Source organism: Porifericola rhodea, from assembly GCF_030506305.1.
Classification (GTDB): domain Bacteria; phylum Bacteroidota; class Bacteroidia; order Cytophagales; family Cyclobacteriaceae; genus Catalinimonas; species Catalinimonas rhodea.
The window spans coordinates 360,015-381,343 of the sequence record NZ_CP119421.1 but is presented as its reverse complement, the minus strand read 5'-3'; the positions used below and the strand labels follow the sequence as shown (position 1 = coordinate 381,343).

15 protein-coding genes are annotated in these 21,329 nt (G+C 40.5%); 8 read left to right on the top strand and 7 right to left on the bottom strand.

Annotated elements, in window-relative coordinates; all coding sequences use genetic code 11:
• Positions 1-183 precede the first annotated feature (183 nt).
• Together ettA and PZB74_RS01670 are read left to right on the top strand one after the other, a co-directional pair.
• Entirely contained in the window at positions 184-1,863 is a 1,680-nt protein-coding gene (gene ettA, locus PZB74_RS01675; protein WP_302240238.1) for an energy-dependent translational throttle protein EttA, read from the top strand.
• 111 nt (positions 1,864-1,974) lie between these two features.
• Entirely contained in the window at positions 1,975-3,018 is a 1,044-nt protein-coding gene (locus PZB74_RS01670; protein ID WP_302240236.1) for a transglutaminase domain-containing protein, read from the top strand.
• Positions 3,019-3,023: 5 nt separating this feature from the next.
• Here PZB74_RS01670 and PZB74_RS01665 read toward each other — a convergent pair whose 3' ends face one another.
• Positions 3,024-4,151, bottom strand: a complete 1,128-nt coding sequence (locus PZB74_RS01665; protein ID WP_302240235.1) for an aspartyl protease family protein — start codon at positions 4,149-4,151, stop codon at positions 3,024-3,026.
• Positions 4,152-4,500: 349 nt separating this feature from the next.
• Here PZB74_RS01665 and PZB74_RS01660 point away from each other — a divergent pair, with 349 nt between their 5' ends.
• Both PZB74_RS01660 and PZB74_RS01655 read left to right on the top strand, forming a co-directional pair.
• Positions 4,501-6,012, top strand: a complete 1,512-nt coding sequence (locus tag PZB74_RS01660) for a beta-lactamase family protein (RefSeq protein WP_302240233.1) — start codon at positions 4,501-4,503, stop codon at positions 6,010-6,012.
• A gap of 5 nt (positions 6,013-6,017) precedes the next feature.
• A complete protein-coding gene (locus PZB74_RS01655; protein WP_302240231.1) occupies positions 6,018-7,490 on the top strand; it encodes a sodium/proline symporter in 1,473 nt (490 codons plus the stop codon).
• A gap of 511 nt (positions 7,491-8,001) precedes the next feature.
• On the opposite strand, the gene PZB74_RS01650 is transcribed toward PZB74_RS01655, so the two are convergent.
• The 3 genes from PZB74_RS01650 to PZB74_RS01640 are packed head-to-tail and all read right to left on the bottom strand — an operon-like array spanning position 8,002 to position 13,230.
• Positions 8,002-9,924: a RecQ family ATP-dependent DNA helicase gene (locus tag PZB74_RS01650; protein WP_302240230.1), complete on the bottom strand. Its 1,923-nt coding sequence runs from the start codon at positions 9,922-9,924 to the stop codon at positions 8,002-8,004.
• Between the two features lie 56 nt (positions 9,925-9,980).
• A complete protein-coding gene (locus tag PZB74_RS01645; RefSeq protein ID WP_302240229.1) occupies positions 9,981-10,841 on the bottom strand; it encodes a DUF4249 family protein in 861 nt (286 codons plus the stop codon).
• A 1-nt stretch (position 10,842) separates the two neighbouring features.
• A complete protein-coding gene (locus PZB74_RS01640) occupies positions 10,843-13,230 on the bottom strand; it encodes a TonB-dependent receptor (RefSeq protein WP_302240227.1) in 2,388 nt (795 codons plus the stop codon).
• Positions 13,231-13,575: 345 nt separating this feature from the next.
• Here PZB74_RS01640 and PZB74_RS01635 point away from each other — a divergent pair, with 345 nt between their 5' ends.
• From PZB74_RS01635 to PZB74_RS01620, 4 genes are all read left to right on the top strand, one after another.
• A complete protein-coding gene (locus PZB74_RS01635) occupies positions 13,576-14,007 on the top strand; it encodes an FKBP-type peptidyl-prolyl cis-trans isomerase (RefSeq protein ID WP_302240225.1) in 432 nt (143 codons plus the stop codon).
• A 190-nt stretch (positions 14,008-14,197) separates the two neighbouring features.
• The gene (locus PZB74_RS01630) at positions 14,198-16,378 is read left to right on the top strand and encodes a peptidase domain-containing ABC transporter (RefSeq protein WP_302240223.1); all 2,181 of its coding nucleotides are present in this window, start codon (positions 14,198-14,200) and stop codon (positions 16,376-16,378) included.
• A gap of 11 nt (positions 16,379-16,389) precedes the next feature.
• Positions 16,390-17,763 carry an HlyD family secretion protein gene (locus PZB74_RS01625; protein ID WP_302240222.1) on the top strand — a complete coding sequence of 458 codons (1,374 nt, stop codon included), beginning with the start codon at positions 16,390-16,392 and terminating at the stop codon, positions 17,761-17,763.
• A gap of 4 nt (positions 17,764-17,767) precedes the next feature.
• On the top strand, positions 17,768-19,222 hold the full coding sequence (locus tag PZB74_RS01620; protein WP_302240220.1) for a TolC family protein: 1,455 nt from the start codon (positions 17,768-17,770) through the stop codon (positions 19,220-19,222).
• Here the strand turns inward: PZB74_RS01620 and PZB74_RS01615 are convergent.
• The 3 genes from PZB74_RS01615 to PZB74_RS01605 all read right to left on the bottom strand — a co-directional run bounded on the left by PZB74_RS01615 (position 19,219) and on the right by PZB74_RS01605 (position 21,312).
• Positions 19,219-19,662: a T9SS type A sorting domain-containing protein gene (locus PZB74_RS01615; RefSeq protein WP_302240219.1), complete on the bottom strand. Its 444-nt coding sequence runs from the start codon at positions 19,660-19,662 to the stop codon at positions 19,219-19,221. The genes PZB74_RS01620 and PZB74_RS01615 overlap by 4 nt on opposite strands.
• A gap of 68 nt (positions 19,663-19,730) precedes the next feature.
• Positions 19,731-20,540, bottom strand: a complete 810-nt coding sequence (locus PZB74_RS01610; protein ID WP_302240218.1) for a hypothetical protein — start codon at positions 20,538-20,540, stop codon at positions 19,731-19,733.
• The gene (locus PZB74_RS01605) at positions 20,530-21,312 is read right to left on the bottom strand and encodes a UDP-2,3-diacylglucosamine diphosphatase (RefSeq protein ID WP_302240217.1); all 783 of its coding nucleotides are present in this window, start codon (positions 21,310-21,312) and stop codon (positions 20,530-20,532) included. The genes PZB74_RS01610 and PZB74_RS01605 overlap by 11 nt, the downstream gene beginning before the upstream one ends.
• Positions 21,313-21,329: the final 17 nt, after the last annotated feature.

Genomic DNA, 21,329 nt, shown 5'->3' with positions numbered 1-21,329 from the left:
CGATAAAAAGGCGCTTTTTTAATGCATATTTTACCCTATACGATGATAATTAAATTTTGTGCGACGCGCAAAAATATGTTGAATTTATAATTAATTTGTTATTCTTTACTATTTATCGTTTGCAGGAAATTTTTTAATTCAACTTAAATTTTTTGCAGAGAATACTTATAAAAAGCTATTATCATGAGTAATGAGAAAATTATTTTTTCAATGTCGGGGGTAAGCAAAATTTATCCTCCCCAAAAACAGGTATTAAAAAATATATATCTATCTTTTTTCTATGGCGCAAAAATAGGAGTTATCGGATTAAATGGTGCAGGAAAGTCAACATTACTACGAATTATTGCCGGTACAGAAAAAAACTATCAGGGAGAAGTAGCTTTTTCGTCGGGTTACTCAGTAGGAATGCTGGAGCAGGAGCCTCAATTAGATCAGGAAAAAACCGTGAGAGAAGTAGTAGAAGAAGGGGTGCAGGAAGTGGTTGACCTCCTTAAAGAATTTGAAAAAGTAAACGAAGCTTTCGCTGATCCGGCAGTAATGGAAGACCCGGATGCAATGGAGAAGCTAATTGATAAGCAGGGCAAAATTCAGGAAGAGCTGGATCGGGTAAACGCCTGGGAACTGGATACAAGGCTGGAGCGCGCTATGGATGCGCTACGCACCCCTCCTTCAGATGCTAAAGTGGCTACGCTTTCCGGAGGGGAAAAGAGAAGAGTAGCTCTTTGTCGTTTGCTGCTACAGGAGCCTGATGTGCTGCTGCTGGACGAGCCTACTAACCACCTGGATGCTGAATCTGTACTTTGGCTGGAGCAGCACCTGCAGCAGTATAAAGGTACTGTTATCGCTGTGACTCACGACCGCTACTTTCTGGACAATGTAGCCGGATGGATTCTGGAACTGGACAGGGGAGAAGGTATTCCATGGAAGGGCAACTACTCCAGTTGGCTTGAGCAAAAACAAAATCGCCTGTCAGAAGAAGAAAAGTCAGAGTCGAAGAGACAAAAGACTTTACAAAGAGAACTGGATTGGATACGCATGACACCCAAAGGCAGGCAGGCTAAAGCTAAAGCTCGTCTGAGTGCCTACGATAAGCTACTGGGCGAAGAGGCTAAAGAAAAAGAATCCAAACTAGAGCTGTTTATTCCTCCCGGACCTCGTTTGGGAAATAAAGTGCTGGAAGCTGTGCATGTTTCCAAAGCTTATGGCGATAAGCTGCTTTACGAAGACCTGACTTTCAATTTACCGCAGGCTGGTATAGTAGGAGTAATCGGTCCGAATGGTGCAGGTAAAACCACATTGTTCAATCTGATTACAGGAAAAGAACAGCCAGATCATGGTAATATAGATTTGGGCTCTACCGTAGAGTTAGCCTATGTAGACCAGGAACATGATGCTCTTAACCCGGATAAGAGTGTGTGGGAAACAATATCCGGAGGTAATGAACTGATAGAATTAGGAGGAAAGCAGGTTAACTCGCGCGCATATGTGAGTAAATTTAACTTTAGCGGAGCAGATCAGGAAAAGAAAGTAGGCAAACTTTCCGGAGGTGAGCGTAACCGTGTGCATCTGGCTATGATGTTAAAGAAAGGTGCAAACCTTTTGCTGTTGGATGAACCTACCAACGATCTGGATGTGAATACCCTGCGTGCACTGGAAGAGGCTCTGGAAAGTTTCGCGGGCTGTGCGGTTATTATTTCTCACGACCGTTGGTTCCTGGATAGAGTGGCTACTCACATACTTGCATTTGAAGGTGACTCTCAGGTATACTGGTTTGAAGGCAACTTTAGCGACTATGAAGAAAACCGTAAGAAACGTCTGGGCGATACTGAACCTAAACGTATCAAATACAAGAAGATAGCCTGAGGAAATTAATTAGCCTCAAAGAACGTTAGCTTTGAAACCTGTGTAAGGAAAAAATAGGTTGTGGATCAGAAAGTTATTCTGAATCCATGACCTTTGAATAAACAAGGTGTTATGAAAAAGTTAACGTTCTTCAGTATTTTATTGCTGCTGTGCCATCTGAGCATAGCTAAGCCTCCTACCGAATTTAGTCGAATAGACAGCCACGCCAGAGAAACGCCCACAAAGTACGCTACAAATGTAGAAAAACTGGCAGCCTACCTGGTGAAACCTGCAAAAAATGATTTCGAGAAAGTAAGAAGCTTCTACGTATGGATGTCAGAAAACATAGCTTATGACGTAGAGCTTTTTCGTAGATACCGGCCAGGTAGCTCACTGAATATTACCCCAGAAGATGTATTAAAAAACAGAAAAGCCGTATGCCAGGGATATGCTGACCTTTTTACGGCCCTATGTAATGAGGTGGGTATTACCAGCCACCTGGTTCCAGGCTATAGCAAGGGCTTTGCAAACAGAAACCGCACCGATTTTAGTACTGCTGATCATGCCTGGAATGCTGTTAAAATAGAGGGCAAATGGTACCTTCTGGATGCCACCTGGGGAGCTGGTGGGCTAAACGACAAAATGCAATATGTAGCCAGCTTCAACGAGAAATACTTTCTGTCCGCTCCGGAAGAGTTTGTAAAAGACCATATGCCCTTACACCCTATGTGGCAGCTGTTAGACTGTCCTGTGAGTATGAAGGCATTTGCCAAAGGAGAAGAGGCAATTTCTCGAGAATTATCAGCAAAATCTAAGTGCGCGGACTATGCCAGACATATAGAAACAATTTATCAACTGGAAGGAGCTGAGCGTACTCTAAAGATGGCGACTGAAGCGTATGCCTTTAACCCTGATAACCATGTAGAAATGGCGAGAGCGTATATGGATTATGCACATAGCATTATGAGCAAAATTGCTCGTGAACTCAAGTCCAGAGAAGCTATAGAGCAGGCAATAGGGGCACAGGAAGAAGCCCTTGGGTATTTGCATAAAGCAGATGTAGTTCTGCAGAAAGTGAAAGACAGAAGTGCTGAGGTAGAAAAAGATTTTCTTAAAAAGAATATTAAGCACAGCGAGTCTAATTTAAAATCTATGCGTGCTGTGCTTAATGGCTAATCTTTTTACAATGTTCGGGGGTTAAGCCTCAACCTTTTCAGTTGATTATCTCTTTTTATCACAATTTCAATATTGCTAGCCGCTTGATTTAGAAGGTCGTTTACTTCGTAGGAGGTACGGCCTTCTGTCTTTATATTGTCAATCATCACTATTTCATCATTTTCCACAAGGCCAGCTAGCGCAGCAGGTGAGTTGTCAAACACTCTTTTTACGAATATTTTCTCCTCCTGTTGATCGGTCTTAACTACCAGGCCGGAATAAGCTTCTCTAAACTCCTCCACAAATGACTGGTTGGGGTACCAATAGGTGATTCCGTTTCGGTAGTCAAATGCAATATTGAAACGCTTGAGCAAGCCATTTCCAATATGTCCTACACCATCTATAAAAGCACGTTTATGGTATTTAGAACGATTTAAGCGGATGGGGACATTGGTCAGTCTGTAATTGCCCACATCAAAGCCAGGCAATCTGCCTGCATAGTTTTTGTCTATCATACCAGTAAAATTCATCGTATAGACCAGCTCTGTTCGTCCTACTTTAGATGACAGTTTGTACTTATCTACAAAAGGGGAATATACTGTAATAGAAGAGCCCGAACCATTATCAATTTGAAGTCTTCCTTCCAATGTTTCTCCATTCTCCAAAGTCAATGCTGCGTTAATATATGGTCTGCCAGCAATCAGCTCAACCTTGTGGGCTGTAAAATTACGTGCGGGTTGAAAATTTTGAGGATCGTAAAAGTCCAGTGCAAACTTATCGTAATTTACCAGTATAACATATCTATTGAGTAAGTCATGTCCAATAATACCATCAACATTACGTTCCAGTACTCTATCTAGGTGGCTTAAAGACAAATGTGAGATACGTACATTCTGAACATTTATATCACCTACTTTTATCGTTCCTCTTTTGGAATAATATGCCAGTGATGGGCCTTTTGCTGTACGAACAGAGGTAAACCCATCGCTAGGAAGTTTCATACGTTTGGCTTTATGTTCACTTACAACGGTAGAAGCGGCACCGGTGTCAAAAATAAAGTCAAGCGGTGAAGGGTGATTGTTGATGTAAAGTTTGATAAATATATGCTCGGCATGAAGCTCGAACGGGATAGATGCTATCGGACCTTTTGCCAAAGCGGAGCTAAACAGGGAGGAACTAAAGCAAAAGAACAACAATAAGCATAATCTGACGGTCTGCTTTTTCATTTCGGACAAATTACACTGGTTTGATTTGGATAATGTATTCTGACCAGTACAATCTTGATACCAGCAAGAATAGTCAATTAAAAATATAGCACATATAATCATGAAATAAAATTCATTTTGTTTCCAATGTACTATTAATCAAGTATTTGCTACTTAATTCGTACCCGTAGGCTACGGGTAGGGGAGACTAAAGTATAAAGCCGGTTTTTCAACCTATCTATTCTATATTTGTTGTTAACTTTACGAATTGAAGAATACAGAAACGACGAAAAACTTTATGAATAAGCCTGCCTACATACTTGCCTTTATACTTTTAATAAACTGTTTTGGTCATGCCGCCCAGTCTCAAACTGTTAATAAAAAAGAAGCTATAGATAATATTTTTAGCAAGTACCATGAGTATGATGGTTTTCAGGGTAGTGTTTTGGTCGCTGAAAAAGGAAATGTCTTATACAAAAATGCTTTTGGCTTGGCTAATCGGGAATGGAACATTCCTAATGAGGTAGATAGCCGCTTTGATATTGCATCTATTAGCAAGCAGTTTACAGCTATGTTGGTAATGCAACTGGTAGAAGAAGGAAAGATACATCTGGATAGCACTATTTCTACTTATTATCCGGAGTATCGTCAGGATACAGGAAATAAAGTAAGTATTCATCATCTACTCACTCACCGCTCGGGTATACCCAATTATACCAGTATTCCATATGTGTGGTCAGACTCTCTGGTAAACCATTACAGCAGCGATGAGCTAGCCCGGCGTTTTTGCAGCGGCGACCTGGAGTTTGAACCCGGTAGCAGGTACAGTTATAATAATTCTGGCTACTTTTTGCTCAGTATTATTTTAGAGAAAGTGAGTGGTGTCTCTTTTGAACGACTGCTTCAGGAAAAAATATTGAGCCCGGCAGGAATGAGTAATTCGGGCATTGATAGCAGACTTAGAATTCTGAACAAGCGAGCTTATGGCTATGTACGTGAGCTAGAAAATTATGAAAATGCCAGGCCCCTGTATATGGCCAACTTACAAGGTGCGGGTAATATGTACTCTACAGTAGAAGACCTTTACCTTTGGGATAGAGCTTTGCATAGCAATAAATTGCTTTCACGTAGAGGAAAAAAAACAATGACTACAGCTTATAGTGACTCTAGTGATACCTGGATTACACCTTATAGCAATACTTATGGCTATGGTATAGGACTTACTAAGGTGCCGGGTAGCAGGGGGGGCGAAGTTTCCATGGAGTTCCATAGTGGGCATATTACCGGCTACAGCTCTTTTATGGCTCGATTTGTAGAGGATGAGCATGTAGTTATTATTTTGAGCAATACGGGAAACGTTAGTACAGCTCGTATGAATGAAATTACACAGGAAGTTAGAAAGGTCTTATCTAATCAGGCTTACCAGGTTCCGGAACGCTCTATGCGAACAGCCTTGTACGATATTATTCAGGAGCAGAGTGTTCAGGCTGCTATTGATCATTTTTATCATTTGCGGGAATCATTTCCCTACGATTATGAAAATACCGAAGAAGAGCTGCATGCTTTAGGGATAGACCTACTGGCAGACGGAAAAAAAGTAGAAGCTAAAGCTATATTTGAGCTAAATGTAAAAGTAAACCCTAGTTGGCTCAGCTATCAGTCTTTAGGAGATGTGTACCATGAACTGGAAAATCTTGAAAGAGCTTCTTACTACTATAAGCAATCTATGCAGGTAAATCCTAAGGAAACAGAGGAAGAAATTAATGCTTTTAAAGCATCTGAGCGAGCCTTGTCTACCCTAAGCCAGTAAGAAGAATGCTGGCCCACTATCTTATTCTGCTTTTATATTTTACAGTGCTGTTTGGTATTGGGTACCTGGCAGCACGCAGGGTTAAGGGTATACAGGATTATTATGTAGGAGGGAAGCAGCTTGGTTTTTGGGTAGTTGCTTTTTCATCGCGAGCTACCGGGTCTTCAGCCTGGGTGTTATTAGGCCTAAGTGGAATGGGAGCTGTTTTTGGTGTTCATGCCTACTGGGTAGCTATAGGTACCCTCAGCGGTGAGTTCATCTCCTGGTTTTTTATGGCCAAACCCTTCAAAAAGCTTACCGACAAATACAGGAGCATCACTATTCCGGACTATCTGGAAAGCCGTTTTAAACCCAAAAGTCATTTACTAAGGGCTATGGCCGCTACAGCACTTTCTGTGTTTGTAATGATATACATAAGTGCACAGATAGATGCAACCGGAACTGCTTTTGAGAGCTTCTTTGAGTGGAATTATTTCGCTGGAGCCATTTTAGGCTTTATTATAGTAGTAGCCTATATATCCTTTGGTGGGTTTGTAGCTGTAGCCTGGTCAGATGTTTTTCAGGGTGTAATTATGCTCTTTGGGCTGGTGTTTCTGCCAATTTACTTTTTCCTATGGTATGATAACCCGCTTCAGGTTTTACACAATATAGAAAATACGAAACCTCAATTACTAAGTTTATGGGGAGAAGAAGGCCTGGGAGTCATAAGCATTAGTAGAATAATTGGCTTTGTCATGATTGGACTGGGTTATCTGGGTTCTCCTCAGCTGTTTGTACGCTATATGTCTGTCAAAAGTACTAAAGAGCTGGATATTGGTAAGTGGGTTGCATTGAGCTTGACTTTGCTAATGAATTTCTCCGCCGTAACTATTGGTATACTTGGGCATTACTATTTGGTAGATGGAGGGGAAGTAACAGAAGTATTAGGAAACGGCGGACAAAGTGTATTAGTGTTGATGGTAGAGTCACTTATGCCTACAATAGTAAGTGCTATCTACGTAGCTGCAATACTAGCAGCGATTATGTCTACCATAGATTCTCTATTAGTGTTGGCATCTAGTGCGATTACGCGCGATTTTTACCAAAAGGTTTTTCATCCCGAACTGAAAGATTATCAGCTTTCTTCTCTTTCCCGACAACTAACTTTTGGTATTTCGCTATTAGCCCTGCTTTTAGCAATGGTAGTGGCACTACTTTCTCCGGACCGTACAATCTTCTGGTTTGTTATTTTTGGTTGGTCGGGTATCGCGGCTACTTTTTGTCCAATGATGGTGCTTTCTTTATTTTGGAAGAGCTATAATGCCAAGGGCGCTATAGCTTCTATGTTCAGTGGTTTTCTGTCTGTACCTCTTTTTAAGTTTGTATTACCGAAATTGCCTGTTTACGGTATTTACTTACAGCATATGGCTGAGCTACTTCCTTCTTTCATTATTTCTATTCTTTTTGGCATTATTGCTAGTGTTTTCACAAAAGATTAAAGGAATTTCACAAAGTGATAATTTAATATTTACATTTTTATGTAATTTCTGTCAAACTTATTTTTTCAAGTTTATTGACTTAAATGACGAATTACACTCAATATTCTGTAGAATGTTGAAAAAAGGAAGGTAAATATTACGATTATCATAATTATTTAGATTATCGCTCTAAAAAAAAGTATGTAAGCTGGATATTTTCATACATATGTGCTATTTTGCATAAAAAAAGTAATATATATAAAGGTATGGATAATTTGTATTCATTTCATAGACTATCGCTAGAGGAGAGAACCCAGTTCATACTTGGAAATGGAGTTTTGCTATGCAGCCGTTACTTCGCAGGAAGAAAGGTTTTCCTATACTTTACTGGTAAGTTTTACGCTGAGATCTGGTTTGATACGCGTAAGAGTAAAGTATCTAATATTATCCCTTTTACTACCACCAAATGCCTTAAGCCATACCTAGAATTAATTGATGTGAGCGACGCATTTAAGCCCCAGGTAGATTAAGCTTAATCTACTGCTAATCTGCCTAATTCATCATAGTATAATTCGCCCTGGTCAAGCATAAGTCGAATGGTGTCCAGCAAAAGTGATGGAGTTTCTGTGTGCAAATCAGTAAGTAACTTTTCTGTTGGTGTAGGTGTACCGGCTAGGTACCGCTTCACTAGTTTGTTAAGCTCCTGATATCGTTCATGAGAGAGAGATGGCTGAGCTTCTGTGCTCAGGTTTTTCTTCTCAACGCAGATATCACATATTCCACAATGATCGTAATTGATTTCGTCAAAGTATTCTAGCAGAAGTTGGGTACGGCACCGATGCTGATGTTCGGTATAGTGTACTACTGCTTCCACTTTATTTTTGTAAATAGACTTTTTTTGTTCTAGTGCATGAGCAGAAATGGGCAGTCGTGTGGCATCGTAGCGGGGAGTCATAAAGGTAAGCTGTGGCTGGTCTTTTTGCTCCTGATAGGTAAGCACATCCATCTCATCCATGCTTCTGAGCTGCTTACGTATTTCATGGGCTGGTGTCTTAAGTTGCATGGCCAGTTCACGCTCAGAGATGCTGACAAAGTTTGCATATAACTCGCCACCGTACATCCTTTGTAGTGCCTTAGTAAGTGGATCCAACTTACCATTTGCCACCTGAAACTTATACATCTCGGTATGGTCTATTCGGATGTGTAGCTTTGAAGAGCTAAAATACGCCTCATTTAGCTGAATAAAACCATGTTCTTCCAATCGCTGTAGGGCATGAAAAGCCGGAGCGCTATGCAGACGATAAGTTTTAATAAAATCATTAAGGTCAAAATCATAGCTAGCCATGTAACTGCTACCTACTGCTATTCTAAAGTAGTTTGCCAGGTATTGGTAAATCTGACGTATATATTTTTGATCGGGATGGGTATCTTCAATCCGCTTGTTTAGGTTGTCTATGTCATTCTGATCATAAAGAATGACCGCATAAGCTTTTTTCTCATCTCTGCCGGCACGTCCAGCTTCCTGATAATAAGCTTCCAGGTTGTCGGGCAAGTCCACATGAATAACTACCCGAACATCTGGCTTGTCTATTCCCATTCCGAATGCGTTAGTAGCTACAATCACCCGGGTTTTGTCGCTAATCCACTCCTCCTGTTTTCTGGCGCGCTCATCATTCCGCAGACCGGCATGGTAAAAGTCACTACTGATGTTCTGTTTTTGCAGCCACTGGGCAATACTTTGTGTTTTTTTTCTACTGCGAACATAGATAACAGCCGTACCAGAAACATTTCGTAATATCTCTAGCAGCTTCTGCTCCTTGTTTTCTGTCTTACGAACCGCATAAGATAGGTTGGCTCGGGCAAAACTCTTCTGAAAAAGCTTGACGTTCTTAAATGCTAGTTTGTCCTGTATATCCTGCTTTACGTGTTTAGTGGCGGTAGCCGTGAGCGCAACGATATTTATATCAGGGAAAAGCTCCCTGAAGTTAGCGATTTCCAGATAGGGAGGACGAAAATCGTATCCCCATTGAGAGATACAGTGAGCTTCATCTACTGCAATAAGTCCAATGCGCATACGCTTGGCACGCTCAATAAATATATCAGTTTTAAGACGCTCCGGAGAAACATATAAAAACTTAATATTGCCGTACACGCAGTTATCTAAATTCAGGTCAATCTCTCTCTGGCTCATACCAGAATAGATGGCTACAGCAGAAATTTTTCTTTTTCTGAGCTGTTCTACCTGATCTTTCATAAGGGCAATAAGAGGAGAAATTACAATACAAACTCCCTCTCGCATAAGTGCCGGTACCTGAAAACAAATACTTTTGCCACCACCGGTAGGGAGTAAGGCCAGTGTATCGTGCCCGGCAAGTACACTCTCAATAATTTCCTCCTGCATCGGACGAAATTGGTCATATCCCCAATATTGTTTTAGTATAGCGGTAGCTGACATTCAGATCTATTTTAACAACGCGCAAAAAGTAAGTAATTGCTTATTGTTTTCAAATGCTATTCATCAACTTCTATGGTAGCTCCACCTCCCAGGGCAGAAGATACCTGAAAATAACCCAAAGGAGGACGGTCAGGGTTAGTGGTATTTATAATATTGGTACTTGGGTTACTGGGGGGAGAGCTAAAAAGTCCTCCGTCGTTAAAAAGAAGTTCTACCAACTCATTATAGTATTCAAACACTGGTCGCTCCAGGCTGTACATTTCTATACGGACAGAGTCACCTTCTTCAAAAGCGTAGTTGGCAAGCTGTAGGGTGTCTATTTCTGCCTGTAAAAACTCATCACTCTGAATCAGGTAATCTCCTCTTTCGTTAAATAGAGAATCTCCTTCATAGATTTTAAAGCGATAGTAATTAATACCTCGCTCTTTGGGAGTACGGCCACTAAAGAAGAAATAATATCCCTCATCCAGAAAAACACTTTCTTCGCGATAACTATAAGAAAAGGAATCTAATTCTGCTACAGGCAATATGGTTCCGGTAGACTCGTAGTCGTTACCCTCATAACTTACTCTCAACTTATAAGTGTTTTCCAAAGCCAGGGGAATATCTTTGTTTAAAAAGGTGCCGGGCTCTTTTTCTACCGGTGGCAGATCATAAGTTATACCATTACTTAGATCATCTACCTGAATTACAGCTTCAGTTACAGGGTTAGATACATCAGGATTATAAAAGTTGCCAGAAGTAGAGAGTTTTACTTTTACCTCATCTTTTTCTGGGTTAGCTGCCCAGTGGGTAAGGTTACCTTCAATGACCAGTTGAGGATCGTCTACCGGAAGTTCATAGTCAATAACCTCACGGCAGGCTCCTGTGCCTAATACAGAAAGTACAGCAGATATATATAAAATCAGATTTCTCATCTTAAAATTTGAAATTGTAAGTTACTGAAGGAATAATGCTGAATAGATAAGTTTTAATGGCAGCAGGACGTACGCTTTCTACTGCTTCATCACCTTCCAAATCAAAGCCAGGATCCTCGTTATACAGATCTTCAAAGGTGATGACAAAAGCATTTTTTCGGCCGTAGGCATTGTAGACCGAAAAGCTCCAGCTACTGTTCCATTTACGCCCCTCTTTCTTTTTTCCTTCTAAAACTGCAGAAAGGTCCATGCGATGAAAGTCAGGAAAGCGGTAGCCGTTTCTCCCCCTGGGATCGTAATATGATACTGACTGGCCATCCAGAGAATAGCGGCCCGAAGGTAAAGAAACTGCGAGTCCGGTTGAGTATACCCAGGTACCCGAAAGCGTAAGCCGTTCATTAAACTGATGAGAGACCACCAGTGAGACATCGTGTGTACGGTCATATCTAGCGTTATAAGGCTCTCCTTCATTAATGCCTTCAATCTGGCGCCGGGTACGAGAGAGTGTATAACTTAACCAGCCGGTAGTGCGGCCCACATTTTTTCTCAATAAAAATTCTGCTCCGTAAGCCCAGCCTCTTCCCGCGGAGATTTCAGTTTCTATATTATTATTCAGTAGTATATCGGAGCCGGACTTAAAGTCAATAATATTCTGCATCCACTTATAGTAAAGCTCCACCGAGGCTTCCAGGCTGTTGTTTGCAAAGTTTCGGAAGTAACCAGCCGCGATCTGATCTCCAATCAAAGGCTCTACATAACTATCTGCCGGAATCCAGCGGTCTATGGGTAAGCCCGCCGTAGCATTAGATGCTACCTGCAAATACTGTCGCATACGGTTATATGAAGTCTTGAGCGAGCTATTGTTGGTAAGTAGATAGCGAGCAGAAAAGCGAGGCTCCAACCCATGATACAGTTTGATGCTTTCAGCATTGTCATATTCTTCTGTACCGATAACGGTTTCGTCAGATAAAGCCTGCCCTTCTTCGTATAGGAAAACTTTGCCTGGTCCTATATGCTGAAAAACTGAATATCTGAGCCCGTATTCTAAAGATACCCTTTCGCTTAGTTGTTGCTGGTTGCCAGCATAAACTGCCTGCTCCAGAGCAAACTTATTATCCAGAATGAGTGGAGCAAAGTTGGTATCGCCGGAAGGTCTTATGCTAGGTGGGGCGAATTTGTACAAATGTGCCTGATAACCGAAGTCAATTGAGTTTTTAGGGTTCGGAAAAAAATTAAAATCCAGTTTGCCGGTATACTCTTTGAGTTGAGAGGTCCAGGTAAATTCTGCTACTTCCGAATTAATGTCAAAACCATAATCAAAATTACTGTAAATAAGAGTCGTATTTAGAAAAAGCTTATCCGAGATCAGGTAATTCCACCGTGTAGTGGCAGTAGCGTTTCCCCAGTTAAGCCCAAACTCATCAGCTATACCAAATTTGTCTCTACCAAAATAGCCGGAAGCGAATATGCGGTGCTTATCGTTAAAACGATAATTAGCTTTGGCATTAAAGTCGTAAAAATAGAGGGTATTGTTATTGATATCCTCGTCGTTAGATAGCCTCAAGAAAAGATCAGCATAGGTTCTTCTTCCTGAAAGAATAAAGGATGACTTATCTTTTTTAATTGGCCCTTCTACAGTAAGTCGGCTGGAGATTGTACCCAAACCGCCAGAAATACTGAATTTTTTAGCATTACCCTCTTTCATTTGAATATCCAGTATGGAAGAAAGGCGACCGCCAAAGCGAGCCGGAATACCTCCTTTGTACAGTTCTAGGTTTTTGATTGCATCGGGATTAAAAACTGAGAAGAAACCTAAAAAGTGTGAGGGGTTAAACACGGTAGCTTCGTCCAAAAGTACCAGGTTCTGGTCTGCTGAGCCTCCTCTCACAAATAAACCGGTAGTACCCTCTCCGGCAGATTGCACCCCGGGCAAAAGCTGTACGGTACGGAGTACGTCAACCTCTCCAAAAAGGGCAGGCAGTGATTTTACTTTTTCTATTTTTAACTCTTCTCGGCTCATCTTCACATCCTGAAAATTGTCTTCGGGGCGCTCACCGGAAATAACAATTTCCTGTAATTCCAACTGCTGGTCACCAAGCTCTAAAGAAATGGTCATGTCTTTGTCCAGGCTAAGTGTTTTGGTTTGGGTTTCGTAGCCCAGGTAAGCGAAGTCAATGGTATAATTACCTCGGGGTAAAGTAAGCGAGTAAAAGCCATACACATTGGTAACTGTACCGGTACCCGGACGCTCCCTTAAGGATACTGTAGATCCAATAAGAGCTTCACCATTGCTGGCATCTTTGATGTAGCCACTAATAGTGTATTGTTCCTGAGCTAAAAGAGCATGTGTAAGTATGGTAAGTAGAGCAGCAATTAGAGTTTTTTTCATACTAGATTGTAGGGTCAGTCTGAATAATTTAGGTGCAAAAATAAGCTTATGTCTGGTGTACTTTAGGTATGAACGCTAAGGGAAGAGGGAGGATGTTATTTTTTTTGAAAAATAAAAAACTTTATGAAAGCCATTATCCTTATAAAAGAGTAAATCTGGTATTATCTACACTTTGTGTACAGCAAATTGTAGTATACTAATGCTTAATTGTGTCTAAAATTGTATTTAACAAAGTAGCATCTGATCTATTTCAATGAGGCTGCTGCGTTTTGTATATTTGGGCCCAAATACTACTGGGCAATATGTCGGGTGGTTGAAGTATATATTCACTTAAATATTATTTTTATGTCTGTTGCTAAGAGCGGAAACACAGTAAAAGTACATTATACAGGAAAGTTGAAAGACGGTACCGTTTTTGACTCTTCTTTGGAGCGCAATGAGCCTTTAGAGTTTACTCTGGGCCAGGGAAATATGATCGCCGGTTTTGAAAAGGCAGTAGATGGTATGAAAGTAGGCGATACTACAGTAGCAGATATACCTGTTGCCGAAGCTTACGGAGAAGTAAGAGAAGATATGATACTGGAAGTTCCTAAAAAAGATGTTCCAGAAAACATTACTCCGGAAGTAGGGCAAAGGCTAGCTGTGCAGCAAAAAGATGGACAGTCTATTCCGGTTACTATTTCTAAAGTATCTGAAGAAAGCATTACTTTAGATGCTAACCATCCTCTTGCTGGTAAAGATCTGGTATTTGAAATTGAACTTATAGAAGTTAAATAAGTCATTTCAATTAGTATAATTTAAAAGCCTGTACATTGTACAGGCTTTTTTATTTTTAGGTAAGTATTATTTTATTAAAGAATGCAATAAATACCACGAAAATTTCAATATTACTGCAAATTTTCTTGAAACATTTTCAGAAAAAACCGTATATGATAGTGGTATATTAAAATATGCTAAAACTATCTAAATGGAAAATGGACTCATTGCCAAACTCATTCATACTTTTTCTCAGGAATTAGCCCATAGTTACGATCCCTTTGCTGTCAAACAAGATGAAAACCGTAGACGTACATACTCTGCCGCTGAAGTAAACGATTTTATATACGACCTTACAGAAACAGGAAGCCGGGCAAAACTGGTTTTTATGCCCAACCATCTGGAGGTAGCCTCTTTTGAATCCTTTTTATCAGAGATTGATTATCCAGTGCTTATGTTTAGGGTTCATCGGCATAAAGTTGAACCTCTGATCATTACTGTCAACAAAAAAGGTTTAATAGCACACGTATTGCACCTCAACGAAGAAATTGAGGTAGACCCCTACAGTATAGACGAAGCTGAACTATTTACCGATAACAAAGGCAATATTGTATTCCTGACGGTTTTTCCTTTTGAAAGCATGGTAAGTAAAGAGGCTGATGAAGAAGGTGAAACCCACCTAAGCCCAGCCAGCCGTTTGCTTAAACTTTTGGGTACCGAAAAAAAAGACATTGCTTACATTTACATATATGCCGTAGCGGTAGGTTTGGTTAGCTTATCCTTACCGTTGGGTACTCAGGCCATAGTAAGCTTTGTATCGGGAGGTATGTGGTTTAACTCGGTAGTACTGCTCATCAGTTTGGTAATTATAGGGGTAATAGTGGCCGGAGGTTTACAGATTATGCAAATTTCAATGGTAGAGGTACTGCAAAGAAGAGTTTTCGCTAAAGCCTCTTTTGAATTTGCTTATCGCATACCCAAAATCAAGACAGAGTCGCTTTTCAACTACTACACACCGGAGTTGATGAACCGCTTTTTTGATATCATGACAATACAAAAAGGCCTTCCTAAGCTATTGATAGACCTATCTACAGGAGTGCTACAGATATTCTTTAGCCTGATACTGCTGTCCTTTTACCACCCGTTCTTTGTCTTCTTTGGCTTGTTACTGGTCAGTAGCCTTATGGCTATTTTTTACTTTACCGGACCAAAAGGGTTAAAGTCTTCTATTGTAGAGTCTAAATACAAGTACAAGGTCGCTTTCTGGCTGGAAGAACTGGCCCGGGCTATTAACTCCTTCAAAGTAGCAGGAACTACATTGCTACCGATGAAGAAGGCCGATTTTAATGTCAACAACTACCTAAAGTACCGCAAAGAGCACTTCAGTGTGCTGATTAAGCAGTTTTCTTATATTGTAATTTTCAAGACCTTCATTACAGGAGGGCTGCTAATTTTAGGAACACTTTTGGTTATTGACCGCCAGATTACACTGGGGCAATTTGTAGCGTCCGAAATTATTATTGTGCTGATACTGGGAGCAGTAGAAAAGATTATCATCAATATGGATGTGGTATATGATATGTTAACGGCTGTTGATAAAATTGGTCATGTAACAGATCTGCCCCTAGAGAAAGAAGGTAAAATCAAGCTCTCCAGTTATAGTTTTAAGGACGGTATAGATATCAATATCAAAAATCTGAGCTACCGTTATCCCCAAGGGTTACAGAATGCATTAAACAATATAAACCTGAGAATAAAAGCAGGAGAGAAAATCTGCATCGGTGGGTACCATTCCAGCGGAAAGACAACGCTGGTGAACATTATGGATGGTATCTATCAGTCGTTTGAAGGAATAGTAACTTTTAACCAATATTCTATACGTGATCTGGATCTTAACACTTTACGAGACCATATTGCTAAAAATGTTTCTCAGGAAGACATTTTTGATGGTAGCGTGTTAGATAATGTAACGGTAGGTAAACCACATGCAAGTGTAGAGCGAGCGATACAGGCCATCAAAGATGTAGGCCTTGAGGATGAAATAAACCAGTTGCCTAAAGGTCTTCATTCTGAGCTAATTAGTGGGGGAAAGAATTTTTCTAAAGCTTTAGTGTACAAGCTTACGCTTGCGCGTTGTATCGCCAAACAGCCTAAAGTGCTTATACTAAACGATTTTTTTCAAGTATTTGACCGAAGCGAGAAACTTAAGCTTATTGACTACCTGACTGCTCCGCATCAGAAGTGGAGCCTGATTGTGGTAAGTAACGACCCCCTTGTCATGAAATACTGTGACCGGGTAATTATTATGAAAGAAGGAGAAATTGTTAGTGATGGTGCCTACGACTTTTTACTAACCGACTCGCATTTACAGGAAGTGGCTTCATACGAATAAATACAGAAAGGATGCTAAATACTTTTGAAGAGACCAAAGCGAAAAATATACCTGCTTACAAGCTTGAGTCTATGAGTGTGTTGCAGTCACCAAGGGCGGGGGTTATACTGGCTCAGTGGTTAGGAGGTATAGGTATTTTTCTTTTTCTGATCCTTTTTCTACCCTGGCAGCAAAATATTATAGCTACAGGAGAAGTTACAGCATTTTCACCCAGAAACCGTCCTCAGACTATTCAGTCTGCAATACCCGGACGTATTAGTGCCTGGCATGTCAGAGAAGGACAGGCTGTTAGTAAGGGAGATACTATTCTTACTATTGCGGAAGTAAAAGACAAGTACTTTGACCCTGATCTTCTGCTACGACTGGAAGAACAGATAGAAGCCAAAGAAGCTAGTATTTCTGCTAAAGAACAGAAAACCCAGGCCTTGGATAGGCAAATTACGGCACTGAACGAGGGGCTTGAGCTCAAGACACAACAGGCAGAAAATAAGCTGAAGCAGGCACAGTTGAAAGTAATGAGCGACAGCATGAATTACGAAGCAGAAAAGGTAAGCTTTGATATTGCTAAAAATCAGTTTGATCGTCAGCAGGTGATGTACGATCAGGGGCTTAAATCCTTAACGGAACTACAAGCTAAAAGACAGAAGTTTCAGGAATCGCAAGCGAAGTTGCTTTCCAGTGAAAATAAGTATCTGGCCAGCAAAAACGAGCTTATTAATGCTCAGATTGAACTGGGAGCTATTGAAGCACAGTATCTGGAGAAGATTAGTAAAGCGGAGTCTGACAGGGACATGACCAGAGCTGATTTGTACGATGCTAGAGGCTCTCTGGCCAAGCTTAAAAATGAGTACGCCAATATGCGTATTCGTAGAGATCAGTACCATATTATCGCTCCTCAGGACGGATATGTTGTACGAGCATTAAAGTCTGGTATCGGAGAAACCATTAAAGAAGGGGAGGGAGTAGTTACCATAATGCCTGAAGACCCGGATATGGCAGTAGAGCTTTTTGTAAGACCAATGGATGTGCCACTGCTCTCGCAAGGTAGACATGTGCGTGTACAGTTTGATGGATGGCCGGCACTACAGTTTTCGGGTTGGCCTATTGTTGCCGTAGGTACTTTTGGCGGCACGGTAGAAGTTATTGATTATGTAGAAACCAAAGACAAAGCTGGTAAGTACCGGGTGTTAGTTACTCCAGACAAAACTAATGATGGAGACTGGCCAGACCTGCTACGTGTTGGCTCTGGTGCCAAAGGATTTATTATGCTGGATGAGGTGTCGCTCTGGTACGAGATCTGGCGACTTTACAACGGCTTTCCTCCTAGCCTGAAAGAAGCTCCGACCGAAACCACAGAAACCTACGAAGCCAAGGCCAAAAGCTAGCTCTATGAAGATAAAACTATCCTTACTTTTAGTTTTTCTACTTTTTACTTTCTCTATTCCTCTTTTTGCTCAGGTAGATAGCACAGTATCTACTCAGGGCTTAAGTCTGGAAGAGTATTTTGATAACATACTACAGCATCACCCTATTGTAAGACAGGCGAAAACATTAAATGAGATGGCCCGGCAGGAGCTACGTCTGGCTCGCGGAAATTTTGATCCTAAGCTAAAATCAAAGTTTAATACCAAAGAGTTTGGAGGTACGCAGTACTATGAAACCTGGGACAGTAAACTTGAAGTGCCTATCTGGTTTAATACTGACATTAATATTGGCTACGAACAAAATGACGGAACGTACCTGAACGAACAGTTAAGTAATACCAGTGATGGGCTTATGTATGCAGGGTTATCATTACCTCTGGGAAGAGGGCTGTTTATAGATGAAAGAAGAGCATCTGTACGACAGGCGCAGTTAATGCAAAGCATGGCAGAGGCCGATAAAGTTAAAGCAATAAATAAAGTACTGCTGAGTGCTGCCAAAGCTTATTGGGATTGGTACTATGCTTATCAGTACTATACTATCGTTACAGAAGTGAGAAGCCTGGCAGAGGAACGTTACAATGGTATTGTACAGCAGGTTATCAATGGTGATGTAGCCCCTTTTGACTCTCTAAAGGCCTTTATCAATTTTCAGGAGCGAGTTGTAGAGCAGGAGCAGGCGGAGCTTGAGTATACCAATGCCAGTATTCAGGCTTCGGCCTTTATGTGGTTGAGTAATGAGGATGAAAGTATTCCTTTACAGTTTGCCAGAGAGACTTATCCTCAGCTTAACCCAAGTAATTCTGAGGAGTTTCTGGACCTGACCACACTCAAGGTTTTGCAGGATAGTGCCCGCCTGCTGCATCCGGAAATTGTTAAGCTGGACCTTAAAAACCAGCAGCTTAAAATTGATCAGCGCCTTAGCAGAGAGTGGTTAAAACCTGAAATTAATCTAAAGTACAATGTGTTGCTCAAACCTTCTAAAGAAGAAAACACCTTGTTTGAACCAAGCTCAGACATTTTTGCTAATGATTATAAACTAGGCTTGGAGGTTTACTTTCCTCTTTTGTTGCGGAAAGAGCGAGCCAAACTCCAGCAGAATACCATCAAGCTGGAGCAAAATTACTATGAAAGAGTTAATCAGTTCAGGGAGGTAGAAAACAGTATTGAGAAAACTTACAATACTCTATCCAATATTGTAGAATTGAGGGCTATGCAGGAGCAGATGGTAGATAATTATCAGCGACTACTTAATGGAGAGCTAACCAAATTTGAAAATGGAGAAAGCTCCATCTTCCTTATTAACACCCGAGAAACAGAGTTGCTAGATGCGAAAGTAAAGTTATTGAAGCTGAGTACGAAGTACGAAAAAGCTAAGATAGAACTACTTTATGCAGCAGGGGTACCGTACCTGCAAAACTAGGAGACTACAATACTCTTTGTTTTATTGAAGTCTTCATTACCTACTTCTACAATAAAAAACTTGGTTTTAAGAAAGGAGAGATCAAACTCTTTTTTAAAAGAGCCACGAATACGGACATTCTCTTCGTACAACAGGTTTCCTATGATATCATAAACTTTAATAGATACCATAGCTTTAGTATCCTGCAATACATTTAAGGAAAATTTACCCTGAGAAACAGCATTTAGCTCAAAGTCAAAATCCTGATTAAGCGGATTTTTGCTATACCTTAAACGAGTCTCACTTAGTTTAGGAGTAGTCTGTTGTATAGAAGTATCCTGAGCGCTACGTAGAAAAGGGTATACTGCCACATCTTGTGCTAAAGAGGTATGAGCTCCTAAAAAAAATAGTAAAAGCCCGGTAATTAAACCAGTATCAAGACGTGTATTGTATTTTTTCATGTTTACCAAAAGTAAGCAAATAAATTAAAAAAATTTGAGTAGCAAACAACAATTTACATTTACTGCTGTTAAAGCTCACCCAGAAGTGTATAGAGCTTGCTTTTAGTAAATAAGAACACTTTTTTATCCAAAATGATTGCATGCAGCACCTCTCTGTCAACTGGCAAAACGTATTTCTTCTGTTCCAGACTAGCTAGATGAAAGCTGTGCATTTCTTTATTTTTTACAAAATACAGATGATCCTGATAAAAATGGAAAGGAGTATCTACTTCTATTGGCAGCTTCTTTATCAGGTTTCCCAAAAAATCAAACACTATAACTTCCTTATTGTACCAAAGATAAAGTCGGTTTTTGTATTCTTTTATAGCTTTGATACTTGCCTCTTCGGGTAAAAAGTAGCGTGTATCTATGCGTTGCTCAATAGCTTCTAGAATAGGATTGTACTTTACTATCTGCAAACTATTATTGTCAAATAGCCAGATCTTCTGATCACTGCTTAAGGTGGCTACGCTAAAATGTGTAAGATCTTCTGACTTAATAGTGGCTCTGCTGGTAGAAGTCAGGAAACGATCAAAAAATTGAAACTGCTGACTGTTTTGATAAAAAGTAAAGACTTTCAGCATCTGAGAGGCTTCCAGGCTGGTCAGCTCGCTAAGGTAAGGCGCCGAAAACTCCTGTTCTGCCTCTAGGCGATAATTATATTTGTACAAATCGCCCTCTACAGTACTCCAATAGATATGGCGTATGCCATCCTGAGTTACATTTGTGGCTTCAGTAATACCCAGACTATCTATCAGTTGCCAACCGCTTGTCTGTGATTTAGCAGTATTACATAAAAGTAGAAAGCCTAAAAAAGGGTAGAGGACTTTATTTTTCAAAAGTTTTGAGTATAAACTGCTTTCCGTCGTGTACACCATAGGTCTGAAAGCTTAACCATTCGCCAATATTATAGTAACGACTGTTTTCATGTAGCGGTATATCTAAAGGTAGGTGCCGGTGGCCAAATACATAGTATTGATGATGAGCTTTAGCTTCTACTTCCAGGCAGTATTGATAAATCCATTCTTCCTCTTTGCTTTTAAAAGACTCATCTTTTTTGAGGTTCTTTTTTCTGCTTTGCTGAGACCAGAGGTGAGCAATACCCATTCCCCAACGTGGGTGTACTGCAGCGAATAGCTTTTGGCTGATGCGGGCATGAAAAATCTTTTTCAATACCTTAAATACATGATCGCCGCCTCCAAGTCCGTCACCGTGGCCAATATGAAGCAGTTGTTCATTAATCTGAATACTTACAGGCTTACGGACAATGGGTGAGTCTAACTCCTGAGAGAGGTAGTCAAACATCCACATATCATGATTGCCAGTAAAAATTACTATGGGAATGCCTTTGTCCCTTATTTCTGCAAGCTTACCCAAAAATCTGATAAAACCTTTAGGCACGGTATATTTATACTCAAACCAAAAGTCAAATAGGTCTCCAAGTAAAATATATGCATCTGCATCGGTCAGGGTTTGATCAAACCAGTCTAAAATGATTTTTTCTCTTGCTCTACTTTCCTGATAATTGGGCGCCCCCAGATGAAAATCAGAAGCGAAATAGATCTTTTTGTCTGTGTTTAGTGTAAACTGAAAGGCTGGCTTAGCTTGCATAATTGCGGCAAAGGTAA

Bases quoted from the DNA above. Each gene is read 5' to 3' on its own strand.
- ettA (WP_302240238.1), top strand. From the start codon at position 184: ATGAGTAATGAGAAAATTATTTTTTCAATGTCGGGGGTAAGCAAAATT.
- PZB74_RS01670 (WP_302240236.1), top strand. From the start codon at position 1,975: ATGAAAAAGTTAACGTTCTTCAGTATTTTATTGCTGCTGTGCCATCTG.
- PZB74_RS01660 (WP_302240233.1), top strand. From the start codon at position 4,501: ATGAATAAGCCTGCCTACATACTTGCCTTTATACTTTTAATAAACTGT.
- PZB74_RS01655 (WP_302240231.1), top strand. From the start codon at position 6,018: ATGCTGGCCCACTATCTTATTCTGCTTTTATATTTTACAGTGCTGTTT.
- PZB74_RS01650 (WP_302240230.1), bottom strand. From the start codon at position 9,924: ATGTCAGCTACCGCTATACTAAAACAATATTGGGGATATGACCAATTT.
- PZB74_RS01645 (WP_302240229.1), bottom strand. From the start codon at position 10,841: ATGAGAAATCTGATTTTATATATATCTGCTGTACTTTCTGTATTAGGC.
- PZB74_RS01640 (WP_302240227.1), bottom strand. From the start codon at position 13,230: ATGAAAAAAACTCTAATTGCTGCTCTACTTACCATACTTACACATGCT.
- PZB74_RS01635 (WP_302240225.1), top strand. From the start codon at position 13,576: ATGTCTGTTGCTAAGAGCGGAAACACAGTAAAAGTACATTATACAGGA.
- PZB74_RS01630 (WP_302240223.1), top strand. From the start codon at position 14,198: ATGGAAAATGGACTCATTGCCAAACTCATTCATACTTTTTCTCAGGAA.
- PZB74_RS01625 (WP_302240222.1), top strand. From the start codon at position 16,390: ATGCTAAATACTTTTGAAGAGACCAAAGCGAAAAATATACCTGCTTAC.
- PZB74_RS01620 (WP_302240220.1), top strand. From the start codon at position 17,768: ATGAAGATAAAACTATCCTTACTTTTAGTTTTTCTACTTTTTACTTTC.
- PZB74_RS01615 (WP_302240219.1), bottom strand. From the start codon at position 19,662: ATGAAAAAATACAATACACGTCTTGATACTGGTTTAATTACCGGGCTT.
- PZB74_RS01605 (WP_302240217.1), bottom strand. From the start codon at position 21,312: ATGCAAGCTAAGCCAGCCTTTCAGTTTACACTAAACACAGACAAAAAG.